Here is a 22,055-nt window from a genome sequence, read left to right as displayed (position 1 = left end):
CTACAGCTCCTGCCGAACGTTCTGCGGATCGAAGAAGGCATGCCCAACAACCGGTGCCTCGACCAGCTCGCCGTCGCGGCATTTCACCGTAATCCTGCTGCCGGGTGCCGCATCGTCGATATGGACATAAGCCAGCGCGATGTGATGGCCGAGCGTCGGCGAGAAACCGACCGAGGTGACCTGCCCCACCGGGTTGCCGCCGCGCAGCACGAGGCAGGATTCGCCCGGCACATTGCGCAATCCTTCAAAGGAAAGGCCGACCAGGCGGCGCGATTCTCCGAGATTGGCGCGCATCTCGATCGATCGCTTGCCGACGAAGAACGGCTTCTTCTTCGAAACCGCCCAGCCGAATCCGAGTTCATCGGGCGTGGTCAGCGCATCCGTGTCCTGGCCGATCAGGATATGTCCCTTCTCCAGCCGCATGATGCGCGAGGCCTCCAGCCCGTACGGGCGCAAACTATAGGGTTTGCCCGCCGCGACCAGCGCATCCCATAGCGCGACGGCGTAGCTCGACGGGCAATGCAGCTCGAAACTGACTTCTCCGGTGAAGCCGATGCGCATGATGTGCACCGGAACGCCCGCCAGGCGACCCTGACGGCCATGTAGATAGGGAAAGGCGTCGCGCGCAAAATCGATGTCTCCCTCGAGCGCCTGCAACACGTCCCGCGCCTTGGGGCCTGTGACGTTGATGCCGGAAAACCCGGCCGTGACGTTGAGCACGTCGACCTTCAGTCGCCACTGCGCGTTCCAGAACAACATGTCGGCCTGCACCCGAGCGACCGCGCCGGTCGTCGCCGTCACGTAGAACTGGTCCTCCGCGAAGCGATAGGCGACGCCGTCGTCGATGACCGTGCCCATCTCGTTCAGCATCAGGCAGTAGCGGACGCGGCCGACCGGCTGATTGGCATGGGCCATGGTGTACATGCGATCGAGGAAGGCGCCGGCGTCCGGACCACGGATCTCCAGCTTGCCCAGCGTCGAGACGTCGAGCATGCCGACGCCGTCGCGAACGGCCGCGACCTCTTCGTGGATCAGGCGTTCGCTCCGGCTTTCTGGCCCGTAATAATAGGGTCGCCACCAGTTGCCGATCGGCTTCATGCGGGCTTCGAGCGCAAGATGCCGAGCATGCAGCGCGGTGCGGCGCTCCAGCGGCTCATGATGACCTGCGAGCACGCCGAGCTTTTCCGGACCCGTCGGGGGCCGCGCCGTGGTCACGCCGACCTGGCCGACCTTGCGATCGGTGGCCTCGGCAACGATCCGCGCCGTGGCAAGGGCCGAATGCCTGCCCTGGCTCGACCCCATGCCGACGGTGGAAAAGCGCTTCACGAGCTCGAGTTCGCGATAGCCTTCCTTTATCGCGTTCTGCAGATCATTGACCTGCAAATCCTCGTCGAGATCGACGAAGTCGCGCCCTTTCTCGTGGCCAGTCAGCTTCTGCGCCCAGGCCACGGCTTCAGGTTCGAATTCACTTGAGGCATTGGGCAGATCGGAGTGTCCCAGCCCATGAAGCGCCTCGTGCGCTGCGCGACGGCCATCCGCCATGGCCGACGATAGTCCCGTCCTGCCGGCAACGGCGCCAGCCAGGTGGACGGCGCCGTCCGGCAGCGTCAGCGTCATGCGCGCGGTCGCTTCGTCGTAGCCGACCTTGGCGCCCGCATGACATGGCACCTGCCACGCCGGCGCCGAGCCAACGGCCATCACCACGAGGTCGCAGTCCATCCAGCGGCTTCCGACGCGGACCCGTCTGACATGCTTGTTGCCGCGGGTTCCGGCCGCTTCATCGATCTGGGCGCCCGTGATGATTTCCGCGCCCCTGGCCCGAAGCTCGCCAGCGCTGCTGCCCGCGCCCTGTCTCGGATCGACGACGGCCGCGAGTTCGACGCCTGCCTCGATCAAGTCGAACGCGGCATCATAGCCGTCGTCATTGCCTGCCAGCACGACGGCGCGGCGGCCGGGTTTCACCGCATAGTGCCGCATCAGCCTCTGCACGGCGCCGACGGTCATGATCCCAGGCAGGTCGTTGTTGCGGAACACCGCCGGCTGCTCGATGGCACCTGTTGCCAGGATCACCTCGTGAGCCCTGGCGCGGTAGAGCCGGTTGCCTTGGATCAGCGGCAGCCAGTTGTCCTCGTACCAGCCGTTGCAGACGGTGGCGGTCATGACGCGCAGATTGGCCAATCCCGCCGCGGCAGCCCTCAGGCTGGCGAGCACGCCCGGATCGCAGCGGCGATAGGTCAGTGAACCGCCGATTTCCGGGTTCTCGTCGCACAGGACGACGTCGGCGCCGATTTGCGCGGCGGCGATCGCCGCCGCCAGGCCTGCCGGTCCGGCCCCAACGACCAGCAGGTCGCAGTGAAGATCGACCTTGTCGAAGCTTAAATGCGGGGCGCGAGTATCGACGATCCCGAGCCCGGCCTTGCGCCGGATCATCGGCTCCCAGAAGCGAAGCCAGCTATCCTGCGTCGGCCCCATGAAGGTGCGATAGTAGAAGCCAACCGGCATGAACCGCCCGAGCCGATCCATGATGGCGTCGCGGTCATTTCGCAGCGAGCCGTTGACGTTCTGCGCCGTCACCGTCATGCCTTCCCAAATCGGCGTCAGGTCGGCGGGGACATTCGCCTCCGACGGAAGCTGCACTAAAGTGTTCGCTTCCGCGCCGGCCATGGTCATGATGCCGCGCGGTCGATGGTACTTAAATGAGCGGGAAAGCACCCACTGGTCCGAAGCGGCGAGCGCGCTTGCAATGCAATCGCCGGCAAAGCCCTCATAGGACTTGCCCTCGAAGGTAAAGCGCATCGGCTGCGTGCGATCGATGCGCGAGCCATAGGGTGCCGCAAGCCGGGTCATGCCTGATTGCCCTCGCCCGGCGCGTAGGTGCGGATGATCTCGTTGGTGACGACGTCGCGCTCCGCCAGGAAAAAGAAATTGCTCGGCACGTGCCGCCACCACTCGGTCACGACGCCCTTGCGATTGTCCGCGCGAAACAGATGTTTCGCCCAGTCGGCGTCGGCGGTCGCATCGGCATCGAGCGTCTGGCGCACCGGACCGAAAGACCGGAATTCGTCGATGTTGCGCAGGCCGTTCATAGGGCAATCAAGCTGCTTCATGGTCAATGGCTCGCCGCCGTGGCGCCCATTTCATTGAGCAGCCGGAAGGTCTCGAAGCGCTCCAGCGCGAAGGGCTTGAGCAGGTCTGGCGCCCGGCCCTTGGCGATGGTCTCGGCCATGCGTTTTCCGGCCACGGCCGTTGCCTTGAAGCCCCAGGTGCCCCATCCGCAGTCGAGCCAGAGATTGGCAAGCGGGCTGGCGCCCATGATCGGGCTGTAATCCGGCGTCATGTCGGTGATGCCCGCCCACTGCCGCAACAGCCGAACCCCTTGCAGGAAGGGGAAAAGATGCACGGCGCCCTCGGCCAGATGTTCCTTCATGCCCAGCGTCGAGCGAGTCGAATAGAGCTGGTACGGATCCGAACCACCGCCGATGACGACCTCGCCGCGCGAGGACTGCACAAGATAGGTGTGCAGCGAAACCGACGAGACTAGCGTGTGCAGCCACGGCTTCAGCGGTTGCGTCACCATCGCCTGCAAAGGATAGCAGCGGATCGGCAGCTCCACCCCAGCCATCATCGCGACGTCGTAGTTCATGCCGCCAGCGGCGATGAGCACCGCGCCGCATGCGACGCGCCCGCGGTTTGTCATCACCGCCCGGACATTGCCACTCTCGACCTCAAAGCCCTGGACCTCGGTGCGCTGGTGAATCTCCACACCGCGGCGCGAGGCCTGCGCCGCGTAGCCCCAGGCGACCGCGTCGTGGCGCGCTGTACCGCCGTCGGCGTGCCACAGGCCGCCAAGAATCTCGAGCGCGTTGCCGCGATCCATATTCAGTTCCGGCACCAGCTTTTCGACTTCCTTTGCGTCGATGACTTCGGTGCGGGTGCCCATGTGCTTGCCCATCTCGGCGCGCAGATCGAAGGCGCGCAGCGTGGCCTCCGTATGGGCAAGCGTGAGCTGGCCGCGCTGCGAGAACATGACGTTGAAGTCGAGCTCCTGCGACATCGTCTCGAACAGCGAAACGCCTTCCTTGTAGAAGGCGATGCCTTCCTGGGTGATGTAGTTGGAGCGGATCGTCGTGGTGTTGCGCGCCGTGTTTCCGCCAGCCAGATAGCCCTTCTCGAGCACCGCGATGTCTGTGATGCCATGATATTTCGACAAATAGTGCGCGCACGCCAGGCCATGCCCGCCGCCGCCGACGATCACCACGTCATAGGACGGCTTGAGCTCGGGCGTCCGGGGAATGTCGCCGGTCACCGGATAATCGCGGCTGAACCCGTATTTGAGGAGCCTAAGCGGCATGGCCACCCAGAGCGCCTGGAGGTTCGTAGATGAGCGCCGACAGGTCCGAGAACCGGCTTTCCGTGCCGGTCAGGCCGAGTATAGCATCGCGGATCGCGGCCGCCCTGGCTTCGCCCAGAACCGGCGCCGAGAACTCCATGTATTTGGCGACGATATCAGCCTCGCTGATGGGCGCTTCAGGACCGCCGCGTGCGTGGACGTCACCGGAATCCAGCAAGCGTCCGTCTGTCGTCTCGATCTGCACGTCAGCCCAGCGCCCTTCCGGGAAACGAGCGCTGTGCCTCGCCGATTCGCTAACCTCGACGCGCCCCAGCATCTCCCCAACCGCGCCGTCGCGCAGCCCCTGGCCCGAAATATGCTCCACCGCTATCCGACCGTACAGGATCATCGTGGCCACGGCGAAGGCCAAGCTGTATTGCGCCTTGGAAGTTGTGTCGGGCATGCCGTCGAACAGCGTCGCCGCGTAGTGGAAGCTGTTGACGTTGACCCTGCCTATATCCTGCGGCCGCAGGCCATGCTGCAGGCATAGCGACCGGGTCGCGTCGATCGCGGCGTGAGCCCAGCGGCAGATGGGATAGGGTTTGACGTATTGTAGCGGCATCTGCCAGAAATCGCCGAGATCGGCCCAATATCGGGCCACTTCCGGCGCCTCGACAGTGATGGCCGGAGCGCCGGCGAACCCGGCTTGCGCGAGTACCGCGGCCGACAGGCCGACCTGTGCGCCCATGCCGGAGCCGTCGTGCAGCATGGTCGGCGTCGCGATCTCACGCATCATCTGGCTGCGCGGCCCATGATATTCGGCAATGCCGAAGGCGTCGCGCAACTGGGTGTCGTTCAGCCGCAGCAGGCGGGCCGCGACAGCAGCGACGCCAAGGGAATTCCAGGCGCCCGAGGTGTGATAATCCGAAACGGTCGCGTGCAACGCGATGCCGGCGCGGCCCGCGACTTCGTAGCCGACCACGATCGCGGCGAGCGCTTCGATCCCGCTCAAATCTGGCTTCTCCTCTGCCAGCGCAAGCAGTGCCGGGATGACAGCAACCCCGATATGGCCCTTGGTCGGCGGATAGCCATCATGGCCGTCGAGATTGTCGGTCTGGGTCGCGGCGGCGAAGGCGGCACCCGCGATGCTGACCCGCCTGCCGTCGAAGATCATCCTTGCGGCGTGCCGGTCCGTTCCGCAACCGTAGAGCAAAACGGCGGCATCCCGCGCAATGCGGCCGGCCTGCATCGGCCCGGCAGCTATGGCGATGCCCATCGTATCGAGGAACTGGAGTGAGGCCGCCTTCAGGACATCGGCTGAAAAGAAATTCTCCGGGGAGCGCAGCACGAACTCCGCGACACGCCCGAACACGGTGCAAGTAGGCTCGCCCCGTTCCAACCGCAGGTCCATGATGCCCACCTCTCGCCAACCGCGCGCTTCCAGATAACTACGAATAATTTGGTCTCGCAGGCCGATCACGTGATTAGTTTGGCGCCATGGTACAAAAAAAACGAGGGCAAGCGATTGCGAAACCCGTTCGCGATGGTCTAGTTTTCGGCTCGATCAGGAGCGATGCCATGAAGCCACCTCCGCCATTGAACTACATCCGCTCGTTCGAATGCTCGGCGCGACACCTGAGCTTCACCCTCGCCGCCAGCGAGCTTGGCTACACACAGGCAGCCGTCAGCAACCATGTCCGGGGGCTGGAGCATTATCTCGGCCGCCAGCTCTTCGTGCGCTATCCGCGCAGCCTGAAACTGACGGAGATGGGCGAAGCCTTCCTGCCCACCCTGCGCCAGGCGCTCGACCAGATCGACCACGCCACGGAGGCGATCGTCGCCTCGTCACGCAACCGGACTGTCGTCATCTCCTGCCCGATGAGCCTTGCCGAAAACTGGCTGGCCGGATGTATGGGCGCGTTCCGCCAGGTCCATCCCGAGATCGAGGTCGTTCTGCACGGCACGATATGGGAGGACCTCAGCGAGCAGATCGCCGACATCACCATCTCGACCCGCCGCTTCGACGACTTGCCGCCGGGCGCCGTACAACTGTGGAGCGACCAGCTTGCCATCCTTTGCGCGCCAAGTCTGCTGTCCGGCCCCAAGGCGCTGAAGGCGCCGAGCGACATACTCGGCGTCGACTGGATCTTCGTGCATGGACGCCAGGAATACTGGCAGTGCATGGGCGACGCGCTGCAGATCGACATTTCCGACTATGAGAAAGGCATCACCACGAATGCCTCCAACATCGCGCTGGAACTCGCGGCGATGGGCGCGGGCTGCGTCGCCACGCAATATTCGCTCGCCAGAACCTACATAGCTCGCGGTCTCTTGATCGAGCCCTTCCCGGTGCGCGCCGCCAGCCCGTGGACATACTACCTTTCGGAAAGCCAGCTCTCCAAAGGCAACGTCGTCAAGATCGTCAGAAACTGGACCCTGGAACAGGCCGCCCTGCATATGCGGGAGCCGGGGGGTTAGTCAAGATCCGGACAGGCCGCACCCTGCCGGCGCTGCCAGACGCCGACTCCTTTGGGGCCTTTGCCGAACCTCAAAGTCGGTTTGCCTGCCGTTGTTTGATCCGCAGGCCGCGCAGGCGGCCTGCGGCTTTCGTGGCCCGCGCGATGCCGGCTTGCCGGTTACTTCTTGATGATGCCCAGAGTCGAATAGACCGCACGAAGCTCATCCCGATCCTTGGCGTTGGCCTCGGTGGCTGCTTTCGAGTCCTTGTAGTCGACGCGCCAGTAGGCCTTCTCGGCGGCTTGCTTCCACGCGGCGCTCTCGCTCATAGACTTCAACGTCTTGTCCCAGAAGGCGATCTGCTCGGTCGACAGTCCGCCTGGGGCTATGACGCCGCGCGTCGGGCTGTAGGACAGGGCCACTCCGAGTTCCTTGAGCGTGGGCACGTCGGCGAGTTCGCCGCCGAGCCGGCCTTCGCCTGACACCGCCACGCACTTCAGTTCACCCGATTTCTGATAGCCCGCGAAAGTCTCGCCGCCGGAGATCGAGAAGTCGATGTTGTTGCCCAGAAGCGCCACGGTCGACTCCGAGGCACCGCCGAACACGGCGGTATTGATCTTGCTGACATCTGCGCCGAGTTCCTGCGCCAGGCGCACGAGAAGGACGTGATTCTGGTTGCCGATGGCTGTGGAGGCGACGGGACTCGTGCTCGGTGTCGGCGGTGTGGCGTTTATCGTCGAAGGCAGGATTGCCGGCGGCCATGACAGTCCCTTCGGCATCGCCTTGACCGTCGGCGCTCTTGTCTCACTGGTTGGCGGCACGATCCTGTTTAAGCGGTTCGCGCCAAACGGCGGATTGTGGATCGGCAACGGTGTACAGAACCTCACCGGCGGCCTTGCCCTCGCGCCGTTCGCCTTCGGCATGGAAAGTGTCGCAGACGTGATGCCGGGCTGGCACTCGCCGCAGCGCTCGCCTATCTCGCCCTCCTTGTCTCGGTAGTTGGTTACCTGCTGTGGTTCCATCTACTGAAGACGTCGGGGGCGACAGCCGCGAGCGCCTATTATTTCCTGATGCCGCCGCTCGGCATGCTGTTCGGCTGGTTTCTGCTTGGCGAGCAGGTGGCGCCAACCGATCTTGCCGGCATTATTCCGGTAGCGCTCGGCATCTATCTCGTCACCCGCCCGGAGGGTTTACCCATCCTCCAACAGTAGAACGTATCGACTTCATAAACGGCTTCCTGAAAGACGAGAAGTTGGACGATCTCGACATGTTCCAGGAGGCGCTTTCAAAGCTCGGCCTCCCGCGCCTTCGGTAGTCGTGTCAACGCCGGTGAAGAAGCGCTCGGTTCCGTTCCCCTGCAGATCGACCTTTTCCGTGTTGCCGATCAGACGGTCGTCGCCGACCTGCTGAGCAAGCCAGACGCCATAGGACTGAGGATCGACGCCAGCCAGCCGTTTCAACTGCAAGCCAGTGATGAAGGGAGGCCCACGTTTTCTCATTTGAATCATTCAGCAACACTTACGATTGTCTCACGCTGGCCGTATATCAGCGACCGCATAGGCGCGTCGTTGGATTCTAGAAATCGCCCAGACATTGCGCGTGCTGCCCCGCTCACGCCAACCCGACTTTGAAGTTCTCCAAAACTTGAGCCAACCCAAGCGCGCCCAGGAGCGTCGTCACGCGGGTCGGCCGCAGTTTTCCTACTGCCCGATCGTAGACCGCGAGATTGGTCGCGCCGTTGAGGCGGGATGGATAGATGACCCCGTCAGGCTGAGCCGGGTGCTCATGAAACGCCACCGACCACCGGCGCGCCAAATTCTGCCGCTGTGCCCGAACGACATCGGTCGGCACCCCCATCCTGACGGCATTGTGAGGTCGACCAGGCGAAGCTCCGCCGTGGTCGCAACTTCCGCATAGCGCCGTTGGGTCAGCTCCATCTCGTCGATCGGAAGGTCGTCTACAAGTCCCTCGCGTCGGTCGCGAAGCACGGCCTCGAGGAAGCATACCTTCAACGGGTCGCCAAGGTAGAAGACACCAAAGCGATTTGCGTCGACGCGGTGCGCGGATCGCTGAAACGGCTTGGCGACTTTCCGTACCCGAGGGGATCGGGATATGTACCCCAGTAGATCCGCCCAAATGTGCGGCCCTGCTGTATGGTCTCGATTTCAAGCTCTGCTCGCTCGAAATCGGGTGGAGGTGGAGCGCCAGGCATTCAGTCGAAGTCGCCTCTGGCCATACCTTCCGCGGCGGCCAGCACCAAGGCATCGTCACCTTGCTGAAGAGCGCGAAGACCTGTTCGTCCATCGAGCGCGCCGTGACGCGAAACCAAAAACCGGTAGACCGCCAAGGCGCTGTTGCCCAATGCCGCGTGGAGCGCGGGCAATGCGCCGAACGGCCGTCCGTCCTGGTCGAGTTGCCAGCCAGGAAAGCGAAAGCCGCGCTTGGCGCCGTCGATCCCCAGGACCTGGCCGCTCTGCCGCTTTGCATTGACCGTCACCCGCGACGTGCCGAGCAGCCTGGCAAAGGCATCTGCGCTCAGCATGTCCTCGCCGGCGACAATCTCGGCGACACGCTTGCGGCCGCGCACGCGCGCCGCCGCAAGGGCCGCCTCAAGTTCGGCATCCGGCTTAGCTGTATCCTCGACGGGAAACGCATCGTCCAAAGCGACAGGTTGTTCCTCGACCGGCGATATCGTCTGTGCGCCGGCAGTTGGATCGACGTCAACCCGGAATGAAACGCGATGGCCGATCTTGCGACTGCGCGCGACGGCTTCCTGGTAGCGTTCGAGCAGCACCTTCTTGAAATCCGCCTGTGCCGGCAGTTTCGTCGTGAAGCTCATTGTGGCTACTCCCGCATGGGACGCGGTTTTGCCACGATTGGTTCGTTTTGAAGCGGCCATGGTGACAACCTCCTTCTTGCTGTCACCAATTTGGTTACAAGACGCAAGTTCGTCAAGTTCGATAACTTCGTAAAGTAGCCGGAGCCGTTACACAGGACCGATCAACGGCCCCGAGGGAGTGTTACTCCTCCAAGCGCAGTGTCGCATCGGGGAGCAGCTCGAGGACCTTGGCCAGCTCTGACTTCGGTACGTAGAACGGCATCCGTTTGGCCCCGTAATGATGCGCAGATGGTAGCGATGCATGCCGCCGACGATGACTATTTCTCCCTCGTGCTCTGCGATGACAGGCGGAGACACGCGCAGCCCGTGAACCCAGCGATACCCGATCTCGATGCTCTTAGATTTATACTGTACGTGCCAAGGGTCTTTGTCCCTGGTCGCCTGGTAGGTCAGCTTGGGATGGATGTCCGCCATATCAGCCTCGATAAGCGCGAAGTTGCTGGCGGGACGGTCGTCGGGGTCGTTGCCGTCATAGGCTAGATAGATCCTGGCGGGATCGCAATCCCATCCCGGCACGAGAGCCTTCGGGATGTTCTTACGCCCCTTGCCCCATTTCTGCGCTTTCCGCTCTATCTCCGCCTGGGTGACTTCGAATCCCTCGTCGAGCTTTCCTTCCATCACGGCCATTGCCGTCAGGTTGTTCAGCCCGCGGCCAATCAGCCGATTGAGTTCAGCGGCGTCTTTGGCGGTGAATGTCACGCTTTCCCCATCAACCTTGAACGACTTCTGCGCCACGCTGGACTGCAGGATGGAAAACCGTACAGTCGAGTGGATTCAACCATAAATGATTCGGTCCATGTCGCAGTATCCGCGGCTCGAATACAGCATGGATGACGTGCGGGCAGCCGGGAAAAGCCTGGCTGGTCCAGTGTACTTCACTCCACAAAACAATGCTGAAGCCATCGGGATATTCTCGGTAGCGAACTCTTGGCGTGACTCCCACATCTACCCCATGCGCAGCATCCGCGCTTCAGTGCGGATTGCCATGCGGCAGACCTCCATCCGCGGAGACATGGCCGCACGGCCAAAGCGGATGTCGTCCATCAGGCGTAAGCTCGCCGATACGACGATCCGGCTCGACCAGATGCAGGATCTCGGCGGATGCCGGGCGATCCTGAACGACATCGATGGGGTAAACCGGCTCGTCGAACGCGTCCGCGAGCGCTCCCCGCACGTCATTCGCAAGGAATGGGACTACATCCAGAAACCCAAGGGCGATGGCTACCGCAGCCACCATCTCTCCATGGAATTCACGCCCGCAAGAAAGGAGGACGAGTCCTTTGCCGGTCGGCGCATAGAACTGCAGGTTAGGACGCGCCGTCAGCACTCGTGGGCGACCGCCATCGAGGCCGTCAGTCTCTACCGCAATCAGGACCTGAAGCATCATAAGGGAGACGGCGACTGGCTTCGTCTGTTCGAGCTGGCTTCCGCCGAGTTCGCCCAAGTGGAGCGAAGCCCGCTTCCGACCGGGGTTCCGGATCGGGCAGAGCGCATCAAGGAGCTGAAGGACCTCAATGCACGGCTCGGCGCCGTGAGCACGCTCGAGAACATCAAGGCGGCCACCCATTTCGCCGAGAATTTTACCCATGACCGCGGCCGCTACTACCTCCTGCGGTACAGGCCGGATCACACAGTCAAGATCGAGACGTACATGGGGACCTTCTCCGCAACGGGCGCCCTCGAGATCGCCGAAAGGGCGATCGAGGCCGGGGAAAGCCAGGAGAAGGTCGTCCTCGTCGAGGTGGACAAGATCGACAAGCTGGTCTCCACTTACCCGAACTATTTCGGCGACGTCAGCCTGTTCATCCGCAACCTGCAGCTCGCCTGCAGTGGAAAGTCAGGCATCGAATACACCGTCGCGCCGCAGGAGGTGGTCAGGCCGAGGGAAGTGCAGCAGCCTGACTACGGCGCCCTGCGCAGGCGCTACACGCGTTGGATCGAACCGCGACGCTGATCGCTTTTTGGGGGGCGTGGACGATGCTCAGAATATTGGTCGACACGTGCGTGTGGCTCGATCTCGCCAAGGACTACAGACAGCAGTCCTTGATCCTTGCAGCGAAGGAGCTGTTCGACGGGCGACAGATAGACTTCTTCGTGCCGGACGTGGTCAAAGCGGAGTTCGCTCGCAACAAGGCCCGTGTCGCCGAGGACGCGCGTCGCAGCCTGCAAGCCCATTTCCGCTTGGTCCGCGAAGCGGTCGACCGCTTCGCTGAGGACGACTACAAGAAGGAGACACTGCACTCCCTGAACGAGGTCGACCAGCGCATTGCCATGAAGGGCGAGGCCGTCAACGACTCCATCGAATGGATAGAAGGGCTGCTGACGCACGGACTGAGCAAGGCGACCACCAAAGCTATCAAGCAACGGGTCACGGAACGCGCGATCGCCGGGCTGGCGCCGTACCACCGTTCCAAGAACTCGGTCGGCGACGCGATCCTCATTGAGACCTACGCCGACTTGGCGAGGACTGCCACGGCGAAGGGGCAGCGCGTCGCGTTCGTATCCCACAATACCCGCGACTTCAGCGACCCGAACGGCGACCAGCGCAACCCCCATCCAGACATCGCCTCGCTCTTCGACGGGCCTCACTCGACTTACTGGACGTCGCTGAGCGACGTCCTGAAGTCTGAGCACGCTGACTATCTCGAGTTCGTAGACGAAGAGCTATCGTGGACGGATGAGCCGCGGCGGTTATCGGAAATCCTTGAGGCCGCGCGCTTGCTGGAGCGCCAGGTCTGGTACAACCGCCACTGGAACCTGCGTGTCCAAGTGGAGCGCGGAGACACGAAGGTGGTCACGAAGTCGGAATGGGAAACCGCCGAACCCCATAGCCGTAACAGCCGGGTCATTGTTGACAGCATCTGGAAAGGCGCACTGGAAGCCGCCCGGAAAACAGAGGAGGAGGTCGGCCTGGATCACCTTGGCCCGTGGACCGACTTCGAGTGGGGAATGGTCAACGGCAAGCTGTCAGCGCTCCGATGGGTCATGGGCGATGACTGGGACATGCTAGACACCTAGCGCGTCGGGCCAGAATCGGAGGGGTAAGCATGCAGGAATTCGAAGCCGCACTGATGGACCATTACGTCGCGTTCAACCTAGCCGTCGCCGTGGCCAGCATCATAGTGTCCGGCTACCTCGCACAGCGCATGCGGCCAGGGGTCCTGCTCGGGACGCTGGGCTTCGTCCTGGCGACAGCCCTCGCTCTCTTCGTAGCGGCGGCTGCTACATGGCTGGCGGCGGCGTTCATAACTCCGGGGCTGGCCCCAAGCTCGTCGGCGGTACCGCTCGGCGCGCTCGCATGGTCGTTCGAGACGGGTGTTGAGTTAGCCATGCTTGGCATCTCCGCGGGGATGCTCGCTTACCTCGTCCTCAGACTGAGACGGCCGGCTAGACGGGCGCATTCCTGATGACGAACATGGTCAGGATTAGCTGGAAGGTCATCGTCCCCGCAACAACGCTCATCCTCGCGGCAGGGCTGTCCTCGATACACGCGGCCGCGCAGTCGACAGGCGGAACGCCCGGCGGCGCTTCCGTTTCCGTGCTGCTGACGGGCTGGCCGCTTGCCATCATGACCGCCGTGGCGACGACCATCGGCACCATTGCGGTTGCCTATTTCAACCATCGGCTGACCGTTGGCAGGGACTCCCATGAGGAGCGCGCCAGGCACGCCACCTATGTGGCGACTAGGGTCGTCTGCACGCTGGATCCGTTCGTGCTGCACTGCGTGGACGTGATCCATGACCAGGGCGAGTACGTCGACGGCGAACTGACCCCGCAGGTCGACGCCCCTGGACTGGAATTCCCGGCCGACCTCGACTGGAAAACCATGGACGCGGCCTTGATGTACCGGACCCTGTCCTTGCCCAACGAGATCGCTGCCGCCGACAGCACGATCTCCGCCTTCGCCGAGCACTCGGGGCCGCCGAACTGGGACGAAGTCTGGGAGGAAAGGCGCTACCAGTACGGCCGCGTCGGCCTCTACGCCCTCGACCTCGCCGCCGACCTGCGGCGACACTATGGGCTGGCGCAGCCCGACTACAGCCGCTGGAATCCCCGCGACACACTCGATATCGCCTACACGGCGGAGGATGCCAGGCGCATGAAAGTGAGCGAGGGCATCAAGGACATGATCAAGAAAGCCGACAAGTAAAAGGTGGAGAAAAAAGAAGACTGACGGCCGCGACGGCCATAATGCATCTCGCATCATTAACGGAGGCAAGAGGCGTCATCAGATCCCCGCCGCTGGCGGCGGTTAGTCGGTCGCCACCTCATGGCGCTCAAATCACCACGCCCGCCCCTGCCGGTCATCTCGCGCAGGCCGACTCTGCCGATGAGATTGAGCGCTCGCTGTTTCGAGACTTTCGAGCGCCTCTGCCCTGAACTGCCCTGTCCGAAAAACGCCCATACATTCGAGCACGCAACTGCTGGCGGTTGCTACACGCCGGACAGTCATCCTCGATCTCTGGATCGGCGTTTCAATAGTTGGACGAAAACCCCGGCATGATGTCGCCCGCCAGCAGCTTTTCCTTCGACAGCAGCCCTGCGTCTTCGAGCGCCTCGAAATCCGGCAGCTGGCGCAGCGTGTCGAGCCCGAACTGCGACAGGAAAGTTTTCGTCGTCACATAGGTATAGGGCGCGCCCGGCTGCGGGCTGCGCGGCCCTGAGGCGATCAGCTCTTGCCCGCGCAGCACGCCGATCAGGTCGCGCGACACCTCCTTGCCGAAGAAGGAAGACAGCTCGCCACGGGTAATCGGCTGAAAATAGGCGATGCACATCAGCACCAGCGCCTCCGCCTGCGACAACTCTTTTGTGCCCTGCCCCGCCGCTGTGCCGAACGCGGCATGGATGACGTCGCCAAAAGCCTTTTTGGTCCGGTACTGCCAGCCGCCGGCGACCGCCACCAACTCATAGGGGCGGCCGACGAGTTCGGCGCGGATGTCGTCGATGATCAGGTCAATGTTGCAGCTTCTGCCCACCACCCGCGCCAGCACCTCGCGTGTCACCGGTTCGCTGGCGGCAAAAATCACCGCTTCGACGCGGCCCATCCACTCGCGCCAGCGCAGCTCGGCGGGCAGATGCTCGAGCTCCGTGTCCAGCAGCATTCGCTGGACGTCCCTCTTGTCTGTCGGGCCTTCGGCTCTCGCGGTCCCAGCCATCGCTACAGGCCAAAAATCCGGAAGGTGGTGCGGCCGGAGAGCTCGCGCACGGCCTCGAGTTGCTGCAGCCGTTCGAACAGGCGTCGCGCCGCAAAACGCGACAGGGTTTTGGTCGTCAGCGAGCCAGAAACAGCATCGTTGTCGAGCAGTCTTTGGATGACATCGCCGGCCCCCTTTGCTCTGAGCTTCGGCGCAAAGGTGATGAGCCGTTCCGCCCGACGGCCAATCTCGGCGGCCAGCCGGCACGCTTCGACGGCGCCCTGAACCAGCGCGACGCAGACCGCGCGCTCAAAGCTCTTCTCCCCGGGTCGGATACGCTTGCCGCCGGCCTCACCGCGAAAGGCCGGGCCGAAGGCCTGGGCCATCAGCAGCGGCAGCGGGAGCGGCCAGCGCAGGCTTTGCGCAAGCACCAGGTCGGCCAGCCACCAGGCAAAAAGCTCGGCATCGGGGCGGATCGTTACGACGCGGGCGGCGATCGCCGCCGCGGCGAACGGCGCCGGCCGTCCCGAGCGCGCCAGGTCTTCGACGTGTTCACAAAGCGCCGCAAGGGCCTCGACATCCGAATGGAGGCCAAGCTGGTCGAGTATCTTGCCAAGCCGGTCAGGGGTAGCGACGGGCGGCTGCGCGGAAAACTGCCGCCAGGCGCCAAAAATGGTGCCGGCGGGTCCAGGGTCGGACCCGGCCTGGCGCAGATACCAGGCGTCGCGCAAGGCGGCCGCGTCCTCGGCGCGGCCGGCCAGCCGCATGCTGGCGGCGGCGCAGTTGAGCGCCAGCCGCTGCCGCCAAACGCCGGCCCAGGCGGGCTGTCCGCGGGCAAGCGTGTCGAGCGCGCCCAGGGCGGCGCCGGCCGCGAAGGCGGCGTCAGCGTCGCTGGAGGCGCCGTCGGCGGCGAGCGCCCAGACCGGGATGGTCGGCGGCAACGTTGGCTTGGCGGTGGCCGGATCAAGGCGAATCATGAAAGTGAGGGTAAAGCGCCCGTGCGCTTTGCGCCATGGCTTTCGCACCAAAACGCACAGCCTGTCGGAGCGGCACAATGAATGATAATGTTGCATTATCGATCGTTAGTGGACTACAAGGACAAATGGCCGTTTTCGTCGAGCAGAAGCCCAAAATTCACGCCCAGCGACCCTCCGGACCATCACACAGCGCGACGCTCTTTCCTGGAAAGGCTAACGATAGCGCTGGTGCATCCCACTGACGCTTTTACGCCTGCGGGCGCAAACCTGGCGCTGCCCGGTAGAAGATCACCCGCACCGACGGAACAAGCTGGCTGAGGTAATCGAAATCGCCAACATTGCCGGTCAGGACCGTCGCCCCGAGCAGACCGGCCTGGTGAAACATCAGCGCGTCGTTGAGGAAGCGGCGCTCATGCCCCTCCCCTTTCGGCAGATGACTCAGCCGGAACAACAGACCGGCAAGCATGCCGGCGCCTCCCCAGGCGGTGGCGTCGGGTGCATGCAACCGGTGCGCCGGAATATCCTCGATCGTGTCCGCAACCGCTTTCAGGACCGACTTTGTCGTCGGGTACGCCGGATCGAGCCGGCCGAACACATGGCTGAGCTCGGCAAGGCAGACGGCCGAGTGGTGACAGAGCCGATAGGTCAGAAGGTTATCGACCGTTTCGGGCGTGCGTCCCTGCAGGACATCCAGATAGACGCTGGTGTCGAGGAGCAATACGCCGCCGACAGGCGACTGGTCACCTGCCCAGGACAGGGCGGAATCCGGTCGCCGTTCCAGCCCAGCGCTGCGCCGCTGTGGTTTTAGGGACCGCAGTGCGCCGCCTAGATCAAATGCCAAGATCGATGTCCGCGGAGATGCTGCCCTTGCGGCCGACGAGCCGGGCGCCGAAATCATCCTCGAGCGCCAGCCGCGACAACGCGAGCTCAAGCAGTTCGGTGTCTGAGCTCACATGGGCGCGCTTCTTTGCCGCCTCGATCAATTCCGACGACACCCTGCCGGAAAGGCGGGTGTTCTTGGCCGCGCCAAGCAGGCCGACCGCCCTCGCCTGCTCAAGCACCAGACGGTTGCGGGTGTGGGCGATCCGCTCCTCGCTTGCGGCTGTCGCTGCGCCACGTATGGTCATCTTGGGATCTCCATCTGTTGAACGGAATATGAAGGATGTTGAACATGAAAACAAGGAGAGACCGCCCTTGAGAGGCCATCCCTGGATCGGACAGGCCCGTTGCGCTCCCGCTGATGCGATACCAAGACCGGAGCGGACACAATTCCCTCAGCTATTCCGTCACACAGCTCGCGGTGGACAATTCCGGACTTTGGCCGCACCTTCGCTCGCAAGAATCGCATTGCTGCGACATTAGAATGGACGAGGCTGGATGGGCAAAGCCCGTAATTTGATGGTGTCCACCGACGCAATCGACGCCGATGACCTGCCGGACATTGTCGACGTCGTCATGGAGATGGGGCGGTCGGATGAAGGCCCCTCCCCTCCCCCGTCGGTCCTTGACCCGCGACAGACATCGTTGCCTACGCATCTCGAAAAGCTCGCCGACCGTGCGCGCGATTATGTCGAGGCAGCAAGTTCGGCGAACACCCGTCGCGCCTACGCAGCCGACTGGAAGCATTTTTGCGCCTGGTGCCGGCGCCAGTCTTTTGATCCATCGCGGCCGGACCCGCAGACCGTCGGCCTCTATATCACCGCGCAGGCTTCGGGCACTGGAAGGGACAAAAAGGCGGTAGCGACGATCGAGCGCCGCCTGTCATCCCTGACCTGGAACTACACGCAGCGCGGCCAGCCGCTGGACCGCAAGGATCGGCACATCGCCACCGTGATGGCCGGCATCCGCAACAAGCACGCCGCCCCGCCCCGGCAGAAGGAGGCGATCCTTCCCGAGGATCTGACCGCTATGCTAGAAACACTCGACCGCGGAACCTTGCGCGGCCTGCGCGACCGCGCCATGCTGCTCTTGGGTTTCGCCGGCGGCCTGCGGCGCTCCGAGATCGTGGCTTTGGACGTCGGCCGCGACCAGACTGAGGACGGCCGCGGCTGGATCCAGATCCTCGACAAGGGCATGCTGGTTTCGCTTCGCGGCAAGACCGGCTGGCGGGAGGTTGAAGTCGGGCGCGGGTCGTCCGATGCCACCTGCCCGGTTGTCGCGGTGCAGACCTGGCTCAAGCTCGCCCGTATCGCGCACGGTCCCCTCTTCAGGCGCGTCACCGGGCAGGGCAAGGCGGTCGGCGCCGATCGGCTCAACGATCAGGAGGTCGCGCGCCTGGTCAAGCGCACTGCGCTGGCGGCCGGCGTGCGCGGCGATCTGTCGGAAGGTGAACGAGCAAAGCTCTTTGCCGGACATTCGCTACGCGCTGGCCTCGCCTCCTCGGCCGAAGTCGATGAGCGCTATGTGCAAAAGCAGCTCGGCCATGCCTCGGCTGAAATGACGCGCCGCTATCAGCGCCGACGCGATCGCTTCCGTGTCAACCTCACAAAGGCGAGCGGACTATAGGCCGGGCTCGCCCCTCCCCTGCCCTTCGGATGCGGAAAAGTGCGTTATCTCCAGGACAGCTGGTCCTTCGGCAACCGGCCGCTTGGGTCGAATACGGCTACCTTGTGCGGCAGACCCGGACCCCAGTCCCAAAGGACCAGGTTACGATCCTCCTTCTCGGCGCTCGGCGCGAAACTTGGGACCACAATCCCGGCAATATTCCGAGGCCGCAGCCTGTCGTAGACGGACCGGGACGCCGGGCGCTCTCCGTCGCTAAGCGCCGTCGCCCAGGCGCAGGCCATGTCCTCGAGCGCGATAGAAAATTCTCCCCTCGCCTCGTCCGTTGTCAAATCCACGATGTCATCGCAGTCGATCTCATAGGAACACAGCACGCAAGGATCGATCCGGTGCGCGAACCCCTGGTTGGCTTCCTTGACCGCTGTCATGATGGTCAGCGCCAAATAGAGCGCCGGCACGCCTTTGGGATTAAATCGCGCACCTCTGATCGCCGCCCCTTCGCCGGAAGTCGGCTTGAATGCCCAACGTGGATCGTGTGCCCGGTAGCAGGTTCCAACGAACCTCAAGCGAAACCACCGACGGCCATGTGATCGAGATAATCACGGACCGCTGCGGCCTTGCCATCCTTCACCAGCGCCTCAGCGGTGCGTCCGCCAAATGCTGGAAGCGGCTGAGCCCGATACCAAGCCATCGCCTGCTCCTTGCCACCCGCCCAATCCGTCACGCGACTGATGATCTCGAGCATTTCCCGCAGACGCCCCTGTGTCTTTACCGCAGCGCTGCGCTCTGAGCGATAAAGGGTCTCGCGCGCAAGACCGGCGGTCTGGGCCAACTGGCCCTTGGACATGCCAAAACCGTCCGCGACCTGCTCGATCGCAATCTTCCCGTTCCGGTCCATATAGGACAAGATGAGAGGTCCATTCTTCTCGAGGATCTTGAATGCAGGGGCCACAGAATTCGTCCTACCATATTGAGAGTCATATTTCTTGTGCAAAATATATGGCAGTTCTCGGCAGCTTTCAAGCCCGGGCTGCTGCCACCGCCCGAGTACGGACGCGGATCGAGCCGACCGTGCGCGCGAGCATGTCGAGGTAGCGAGTTCGGCAAACACCCGTCCCGCCTATGCCGCCGGCTGGAGCATTTTTGAGCCCGGTGGCTTCAGGATTGTAACGCCCCTCCCCTGCCCTGATCAGGAGCCAAACAGCCGCGGCCCAGTAAAAAACGGCATAAGCTGGGTTGATCAGAATGTTGCCCGGTCGTGCGATGACATGCAGGGGGCAAGGTCTCACACGACAAAGTCGGCTAAGCATCTACAGGCAGAGCGGTCGTTTGGTCGAGCGCCCGCACAAATTGTGGTGCTCATCATCATCCGGTCATTCTTGCTGTTGCCCCATTGGCCTTCAGGGCTGCCATGAGCATCGGTCCGACCGAAAACTCTCCCGCCCTCGCCTTGTCGGTCAGCACACGCAGGTAGCCGCCGGCCGAATTGATGTGCTGCGCCCTTTGCAGGATGCACGCAATCACGATCGCGGCAACCTCCTGGCCCATCACATGGCAGGCCTCCTCATAAGCTGAGGGCGAAACGCCAAGGTATCCCCGCACCTGGGCGGCAGTCATCATCAAATCGCGCCAGTTTCCGATCCCGTTAACCGCATAGTCCGCAATTTCGGGACAAGCGCGCAGCACCAGTCCAATTGGGTAGCCTTTCGGCTTCTCAGCCGGAGGAGATGCTGGCTCGGCCGCCGCCCTGCTTTTTTCGAAAGCTGGTTCAAATACAAAAGTAGAGTCTGTGTTTGAATCAGATTGCTGCCGCTCATTATGGGATTCATTGGCGCTAGGATTCGTGGAATTCATAAAGCTTTCCAACATCCTATCCACTTCATCGTGGAGCTCGGCGAGATCTGCAACGATGCTCTCCAGATCGGACAGGCCGGCCCTGCGCGGTATTGCCTCCACGATAGCCCTAAACCGTCTCCAGACCGCCCCCCAATCGCCCGCGGCGCCCTCCTCGATCGCGGCCTCGACAAGCTTTTGAATATCGCGTCGATGGAGCGTGATCCGTTCGCGCATCAACTTGAGCGCCAGAGCGTCGGACCGGACCTGCTCCGCCGCTCGCTGGAATTCCGCTGCCCGTGTCAGCAGCGGCGCCAGCGAGAACCCAAATGCCTCCGCAATATTCCCGCCATGCCCCTTGCGAGCAAACCTTTTGCCGTTCGGACTGTCGCGGCGGACAATCAGCCCGCAACTCACCAGCTCGGCCAGATTCCTCCGAAGCGTGGACTCGGCCATGCCGTGCGCGCGCAGCGACAACTGTGCGTTCGACGGAAAAACCATCAAGCCGTTTTCTTCACTGACCTGGTCATCCGGGTAGAAGGACAACAGCCCGTTCAGCACTGCCAGGGCGCGGTCACCCACGCCGATGATGGACTTACCTTCACATAGCCAACGGTAGACTTGCCATTTTTCGACAGCAGATCCTTGCGGGATCTCCCGTGATGCCGCATTCGCCTGCACCAGCGCAAGCGTCATCGGCCGCCGCCCAAAGGGCGTCGTCGCGTACCCACTCTCCATTTCCCTCACCTTTCAATCAGGCAAAAGAAATCTGCTCGCCGAAACGGCGCCACGACTCTTGACAGTGATTCGGGGAAATGCGATTCTCAGCTTGCTACAGACGTGAGAAGGGCTTCCGCGACGGTGACGTTCGGGGGCCTTTTTCTTTTGCGGTCTTAGTCTCCTGTTTTCTTCGCCATTTCCGACTCCCGAAATGCCTCGAAAAGCTCATCGAGTTTGCCGGCAATGAATGTACCGAAGGGCAATGCTTCCTTGGACTTAAAGGCAAGCGTAAACACTTTTCCCGTGTCGGTGATCTTGGCCTGAACGGATTTGTCCTGGGGCATCCACGCCCGCTCCTTGGGCTTCGCTGCTGCGCGTGGGCGCTTTTCTAAGGCGCTCACAAGGTCGAACAGACGGGCAAAACGGGCCTCACTGCCTTGCTGCGCGAAATCGGCGCGGCTCACGCACTCCATGGCCTTCGCCGCCGCACCAGGATGTTCCATAAGCTTGGCAAGCTGCCACCAGCGGTCTCGGCCAACGCCTTTGGCAGCCCCTACCGCCAAAATGACCTGTTCTGGAATGGTGCTGGTCACGGAGCGCATCTTCGAGAAGGTCGTATCGTCGAGCGCGAGGGCCGACTTCACCGTATCAGGCGAATGGCCCCGCTTGAGGATGCGGTCGGCAAAAAGCGTCCGTTCGATGAAGGACAGATCAGCTCTGGCGGCGTTCTCCTGGCCTTGGGCGATGACATGGTCCCTATCGTCCATCTTCTTGACGACGGCGCGCACAGGCCGTTCCAGCTGCCGGGCAACCCTGACGCGCCTGTGGCCAAAGACAGTTTGAAAACGTCCCGAAATGTCAGGGTGGGGCCTGACCAGCACAGGAGAATCCTGGCCACGTTCCCGAATTGCAACCAGCAGCTCCTGAAACGCTTCATCGTCATCGTCGATACGGTCCGACACGAATGAGGTGTCGACCAAATCCGGATCGAGATCGACGACTGAGCCCTTCGAGAGCTCCTGGAACGACTGTATGATCGACCGTGATGCACCACGAACGGCGTAGCTCGAGACGTCCTGGGCATCGGCGACTGCCGATGCGGGACCCATGACACTTCCGAAAATGTCCTTGCGTGCCATTCAATCGCTCCGATTCGCGGCTAATGGACTGAATTCACGGCAAAAATTGCCACTATTTACTGC

At 62.9% G+C, this 22,055-nt stretch carries 23 protein-coding genes and 2 pseudogenes; 7 read left to right on the top strand and 18 right to left on the bottom strand.

Annotated features, from left to right (window positions below; all coding sequences use genetic code 11):
• Genes FJ959_RS12175 through FJ959_RS12160 form a run of 4 tightly spaced genes read right to left on the bottom strand, consistent with a single transcriptional unit; the run spans window position 1 to window position 5,741 of the window.
• Entirely contained in the window at window positions 1-2,847 is a 2,847-nt protein-coding gene (locus FJ959_RS12175) for a 2Fe-2S iron-sulfur cluster-binding protein (RefSeq protein WP_140581575.1), read from the bottom strand.
• A complete protein-coding gene (locus FJ959_RS12170; protein ID WP_140551861.1) occupies window positions 2,844-3,107 on the bottom strand; it encodes a sarcosine oxidase subunit delta in 264 nt (87 codons plus the stop codon). The genes FJ959_RS12175 and FJ959_RS12170 overlap by 4 nt, the downstream gene beginning before the upstream one ends.
• Window positions 3,108-3,109: 2 nt before the next feature.
• Window positions 3,110-4,351, bottom strand: a complete 1,242-nt coding sequence (locus FJ959_RS12165; RefSeq protein WP_140581572.1) for an FAD-dependent oxidoreductase — start codon at window positions 4,349-4,351, stop codon at window positions 3,110-3,112.
• The gene (locus FJ959_RS12160; protein WP_140581569.1) at window positions 4,341-5,741 is read right to left on the bottom strand and encodes an MmgE/PrpD family protein; all 1,401 of its coding nucleotides are present in this window, start codon (window positions 5,739-5,741) and stop codon (window positions 4,341-4,343) included. The genes FJ959_RS12165 and FJ959_RS12160 overlap by 11 nt, the downstream gene beginning before the upstream one ends.
• A 167-nt stretch (window positions 5,742-5,908) precedes the next feature.
• Here FJ959_RS12160 and FJ959_RS12155 point away from each other — a divergent pair, with 167 nt between their 5' ends.
• Window positions 5,909-6,808: a LysR substrate-binding domain-containing protein gene (locus FJ959_RS12155; RefSeq protein ID WP_140581567.1), complete on the top strand. Its 900-nt coding sequence runs from the start codon at window positions 5,909-5,911 to the stop codon at window positions 6,806-6,808.
• 158 nt (window positions 6,809-6,966) lie between these two features.
• Here FJ959_RS12155 and FJ959_RS12150 read toward each other — a convergent pair whose 3' ends face one another.
• On the bottom strand, window positions 6,967-7,443 hold the full coding sequence (locus tag FJ959_RS12150; protein WP_246678961.1) for a tripartite tricarboxylate transporter substrate-binding protein: 477 nt from the start codon (window positions 7,441-7,443) through the stop codon (window positions 6,967-6,969).
• 37 nt (window positions 7,444-7,480) lie between these two features.
• Here FJ959_RS12150 and FJ959_RS12145 point away from each other — a divergent pair.
• Window positions 7,481-7,998, top strand: a pseudogene (locus tag FJ959_RS12145) (DMT family transporter); the annotation flags it as partial.
• 12 nt (window positions 7,999-8,010) lie between these two features.
• Here the strand turns inward: FJ959_RS12145 and FJ959_RS12140 are convergent.
• The 5 genes and pseudogenes from FJ959_RS12140 to FJ959_RS12120 form a co-directional block, all read right to left on the bottom strand.
• Window positions 8,011-8,286, bottom strand: coding sequence for a multiubiquitin domain-containing protein (locus FJ959_RS12140; protein WP_210239515.1), 276 nt, complete (start codon window positions 8,284-8,286; stop codon window positions 8,011-8,013).
• 112 nt (window positions 8,287-8,398) lie between these two features.
• Complete coding sequence (locus FJ959_RS32185) at window positions 8,399-8,644, bottom strand: RES domain-containing protein (RefSeq protein WP_246678962.1); 246 nt, start codon at window positions 8,642-8,644, stop codon at window positions 8,399-8,401.
• A pseudogene (locus FJ959_RS32180) lies at window positions 8,593-8,901 on the bottom strand (RES domain-containing protein); the annotation flags it as partial. The pseudogene FJ959_RS32180 and the gene FJ959_RS32185, both read right to left, overlap by 52 nt.
• A gap of 98 nt (window positions 8,902-8,999) precedes the next feature.
• Window positions 9,000-9,626: an XRE family transcriptional regulator gene (locus tag FJ959_RS12125; RefSeq protein ID WP_224704905.1), complete on the bottom strand. Its 627-nt coding sequence runs from the start codon at window positions 9,624-9,626 to the stop codon at window positions 9,000-9,002.
• Window positions 9,627-9,773: 147 nt separating this feature from the next.
• Window positions 9,774-10,421, bottom strand: coding sequence for a hypothetical protein (locus FJ959_RS12120; protein WP_140630266.1), 648 nt, complete (start codon window positions 10,419-10,421; stop codon window positions 9,774-9,776).
• A 61-nt stretch (window positions 10,422-10,482) separates the two neighbouring features.
• Between FJ959_RS12120 and FJ959_RS12115 the strand changes: the two genes are divergently transcribed.
• The 4 genes from FJ959_RS12115 to FJ959_RS12100 are packed head-to-tail and all read left to right on the top strand — an operon-like array spanning window position 10,483 to window position 13,836.
• Window positions 10,483-11,640 (top strand): RelA/SpoT domain-containing protein, encoded by a 1,158-nt coding sequence (locus tag FJ959_RS12115; protein ID WP_140630263.1) that lies wholly within the window; start codon window positions 10,483-10,485, stop codon window positions 11,638-11,640.
• Between the two features lie 23 nt (window positions 11,641-11,663).
• Window positions 11,664-12,704 (top strand): PIN domain-containing protein, encoded by a 1,041-nt coding sequence (locus FJ959_RS12110; RefSeq protein ID WP_140581888.1) that lies wholly within the window; start codon window positions 11,664-11,666, stop codon window positions 12,702-12,704.
• 29 nt (window positions 12,705-12,733) lie between these two features.
• Window positions 12,734-13,093, top strand: a complete 360-nt coding sequence (locus FJ959_RS12105) for a hypothetical protein (protein WP_140581549.1) — start codon at window positions 12,734-12,736, stop codon at window positions 13,091-13,093.
• Complete coding sequence (locus FJ959_RS12100) at window positions 13,093-13,836, top strand: hypothetical protein (RefSeq protein ID WP_140630261.1); 744 nt, start codon at window positions 13,093-13,095, stop codon at window positions 13,834-13,836. Before FJ959_RS12105 ends, FJ959_RS12100 begins: the two co-directional genes overlap by 1 nt.
• A gap of 325 nt (window positions 13,837-14,161) precedes the next feature.
• Here the strand turns inward: FJ959_RS12100 and FJ959_RS12095 are convergent, their stop codons facing one another.
• From FJ959_RS12095 to FJ959_RS12080, 4 genes are all read right to left on the bottom strand, one after another.
• Window positions 14,162-14,788 (bottom strand): SMC-Scp complex subunit ScpB, encoded by a 627-nt coding sequence (locus FJ959_RS12095; RefSeq protein WP_140581544.1) that lies wholly within the window; start codon window positions 14,786-14,788, stop codon window positions 14,162-14,164.
• Window positions 14,789-14,844: 56 nt separating this feature from the next.
• A complete protein-coding gene (locus FJ959_RS12090) occupies window positions 14,845-15,798 on the bottom strand; it encodes a DUF1403 family protein (protein ID WP_140581541.1) in 954 nt (317 codons plus the stop codon).
• Window positions 15,799-16,045: 247 nt separating this feature from the next.
• Window positions 16,046-16,639: a hypothetical protein gene (locus FJ959_RS12085; RefSeq protein WP_140560111.1), complete on the bottom strand. Its 594-nt coding sequence runs from the start codon at window positions 16,637-16,639 to the stop codon at window positions 16,046-16,048.
• Window positions 16,629-16,925 (bottom strand): hypothetical protein, encoded by a 297-nt coding sequence (locus FJ959_RS12080; protein ID WP_140499702.1) that lies wholly within the window; start codon window positions 16,923-16,925, stop codon window positions 16,629-16,631. Before FJ959_RS12080 ends, FJ959_RS12085 begins: the two co-directional genes overlap by 11 nt.
• A 250-nt stretch (window positions 16,926-17,175) precedes the next feature.
• Here FJ959_RS12080 and FJ959_RS12075 point away from each other — a divergent pair, with 250 nt between their 5' ends.
• Entirely contained in the window at window positions 17,176-18,303 is a 1,128-nt protein-coding gene (locus FJ959_RS12075) for a site-specific integrase (protein WP_140560112.1), read from the top strand.
• A gap of 44 nt (window positions 18,304-18,347) precedes the next feature.
• On the opposite strand, the gene FJ959_RS12070 is transcribed toward FJ959_RS12075, so the two are convergent.
• The 4 genes from FJ959_RS12070 to repB form a co-directional block, all read right to left on the bottom strand.
• Complete coding sequence (locus FJ959_RS12070; RefSeq protein ID WP_140560113.1) at window positions 18,348-18,866, bottom strand: RES family NAD+ phosphorylase; 519 nt, start codon at window positions 18,864-18,866, stop codon at window positions 18,348-18,350.
• On the bottom strand, window positions 18,863-19,198 hold the full coding sequence (locus FJ959_RS12065) for an MbcA/ParS/Xre antitoxin family protein (protein WP_181165405.1): 336 nt from the start codon (window positions 19,196-19,198) through the stop codon (window positions 18,863-18,865). Before FJ959_RS12065 ends, FJ959_RS12070 begins: the two co-directional genes overlap by 4 nt.
• A 467-nt stretch (window positions 19,199-19,665) precedes the next feature.
• Window positions 19,666-20,871 (bottom strand): plasmid replication protein RepC, encoded by a 1,206-nt coding sequence (repC, locus tag FJ959_RS12060; RefSeq protein WP_140523080.1) that lies wholly within the window; start codon window positions 20,869-20,871, stop codon window positions 19,666-19,668.
• Between the two features lie 155 nt (window positions 20,872-21,026).
• Window positions 21,027-21,992 (bottom strand): plasmid partitioning protein RepB, encoded by a 966-nt coding sequence (gene repB / locus FJ959_RS12055; RefSeq protein ID WP_140499711.1) that lies wholly within the window; start codon window positions 21,990-21,992, stop codon window positions 21,027-21,029.
• Between the last annotated feature and the right edge of the window lie 63 nt (window positions 21,993-22,055).

Origin of the sequence: Mesorhizobium sp. B2-2-4, from assembly GCF_006442375.1 — a bacterium.
GTDB lineage: Bacteria > Pseudomonadota > Alphaproteobacteria > Rhizobiales > Rhizobiaceae > Mesorhizobium.
This window is presented reverse-complemented; position numbering and strand designations above follow the sequence as displayed.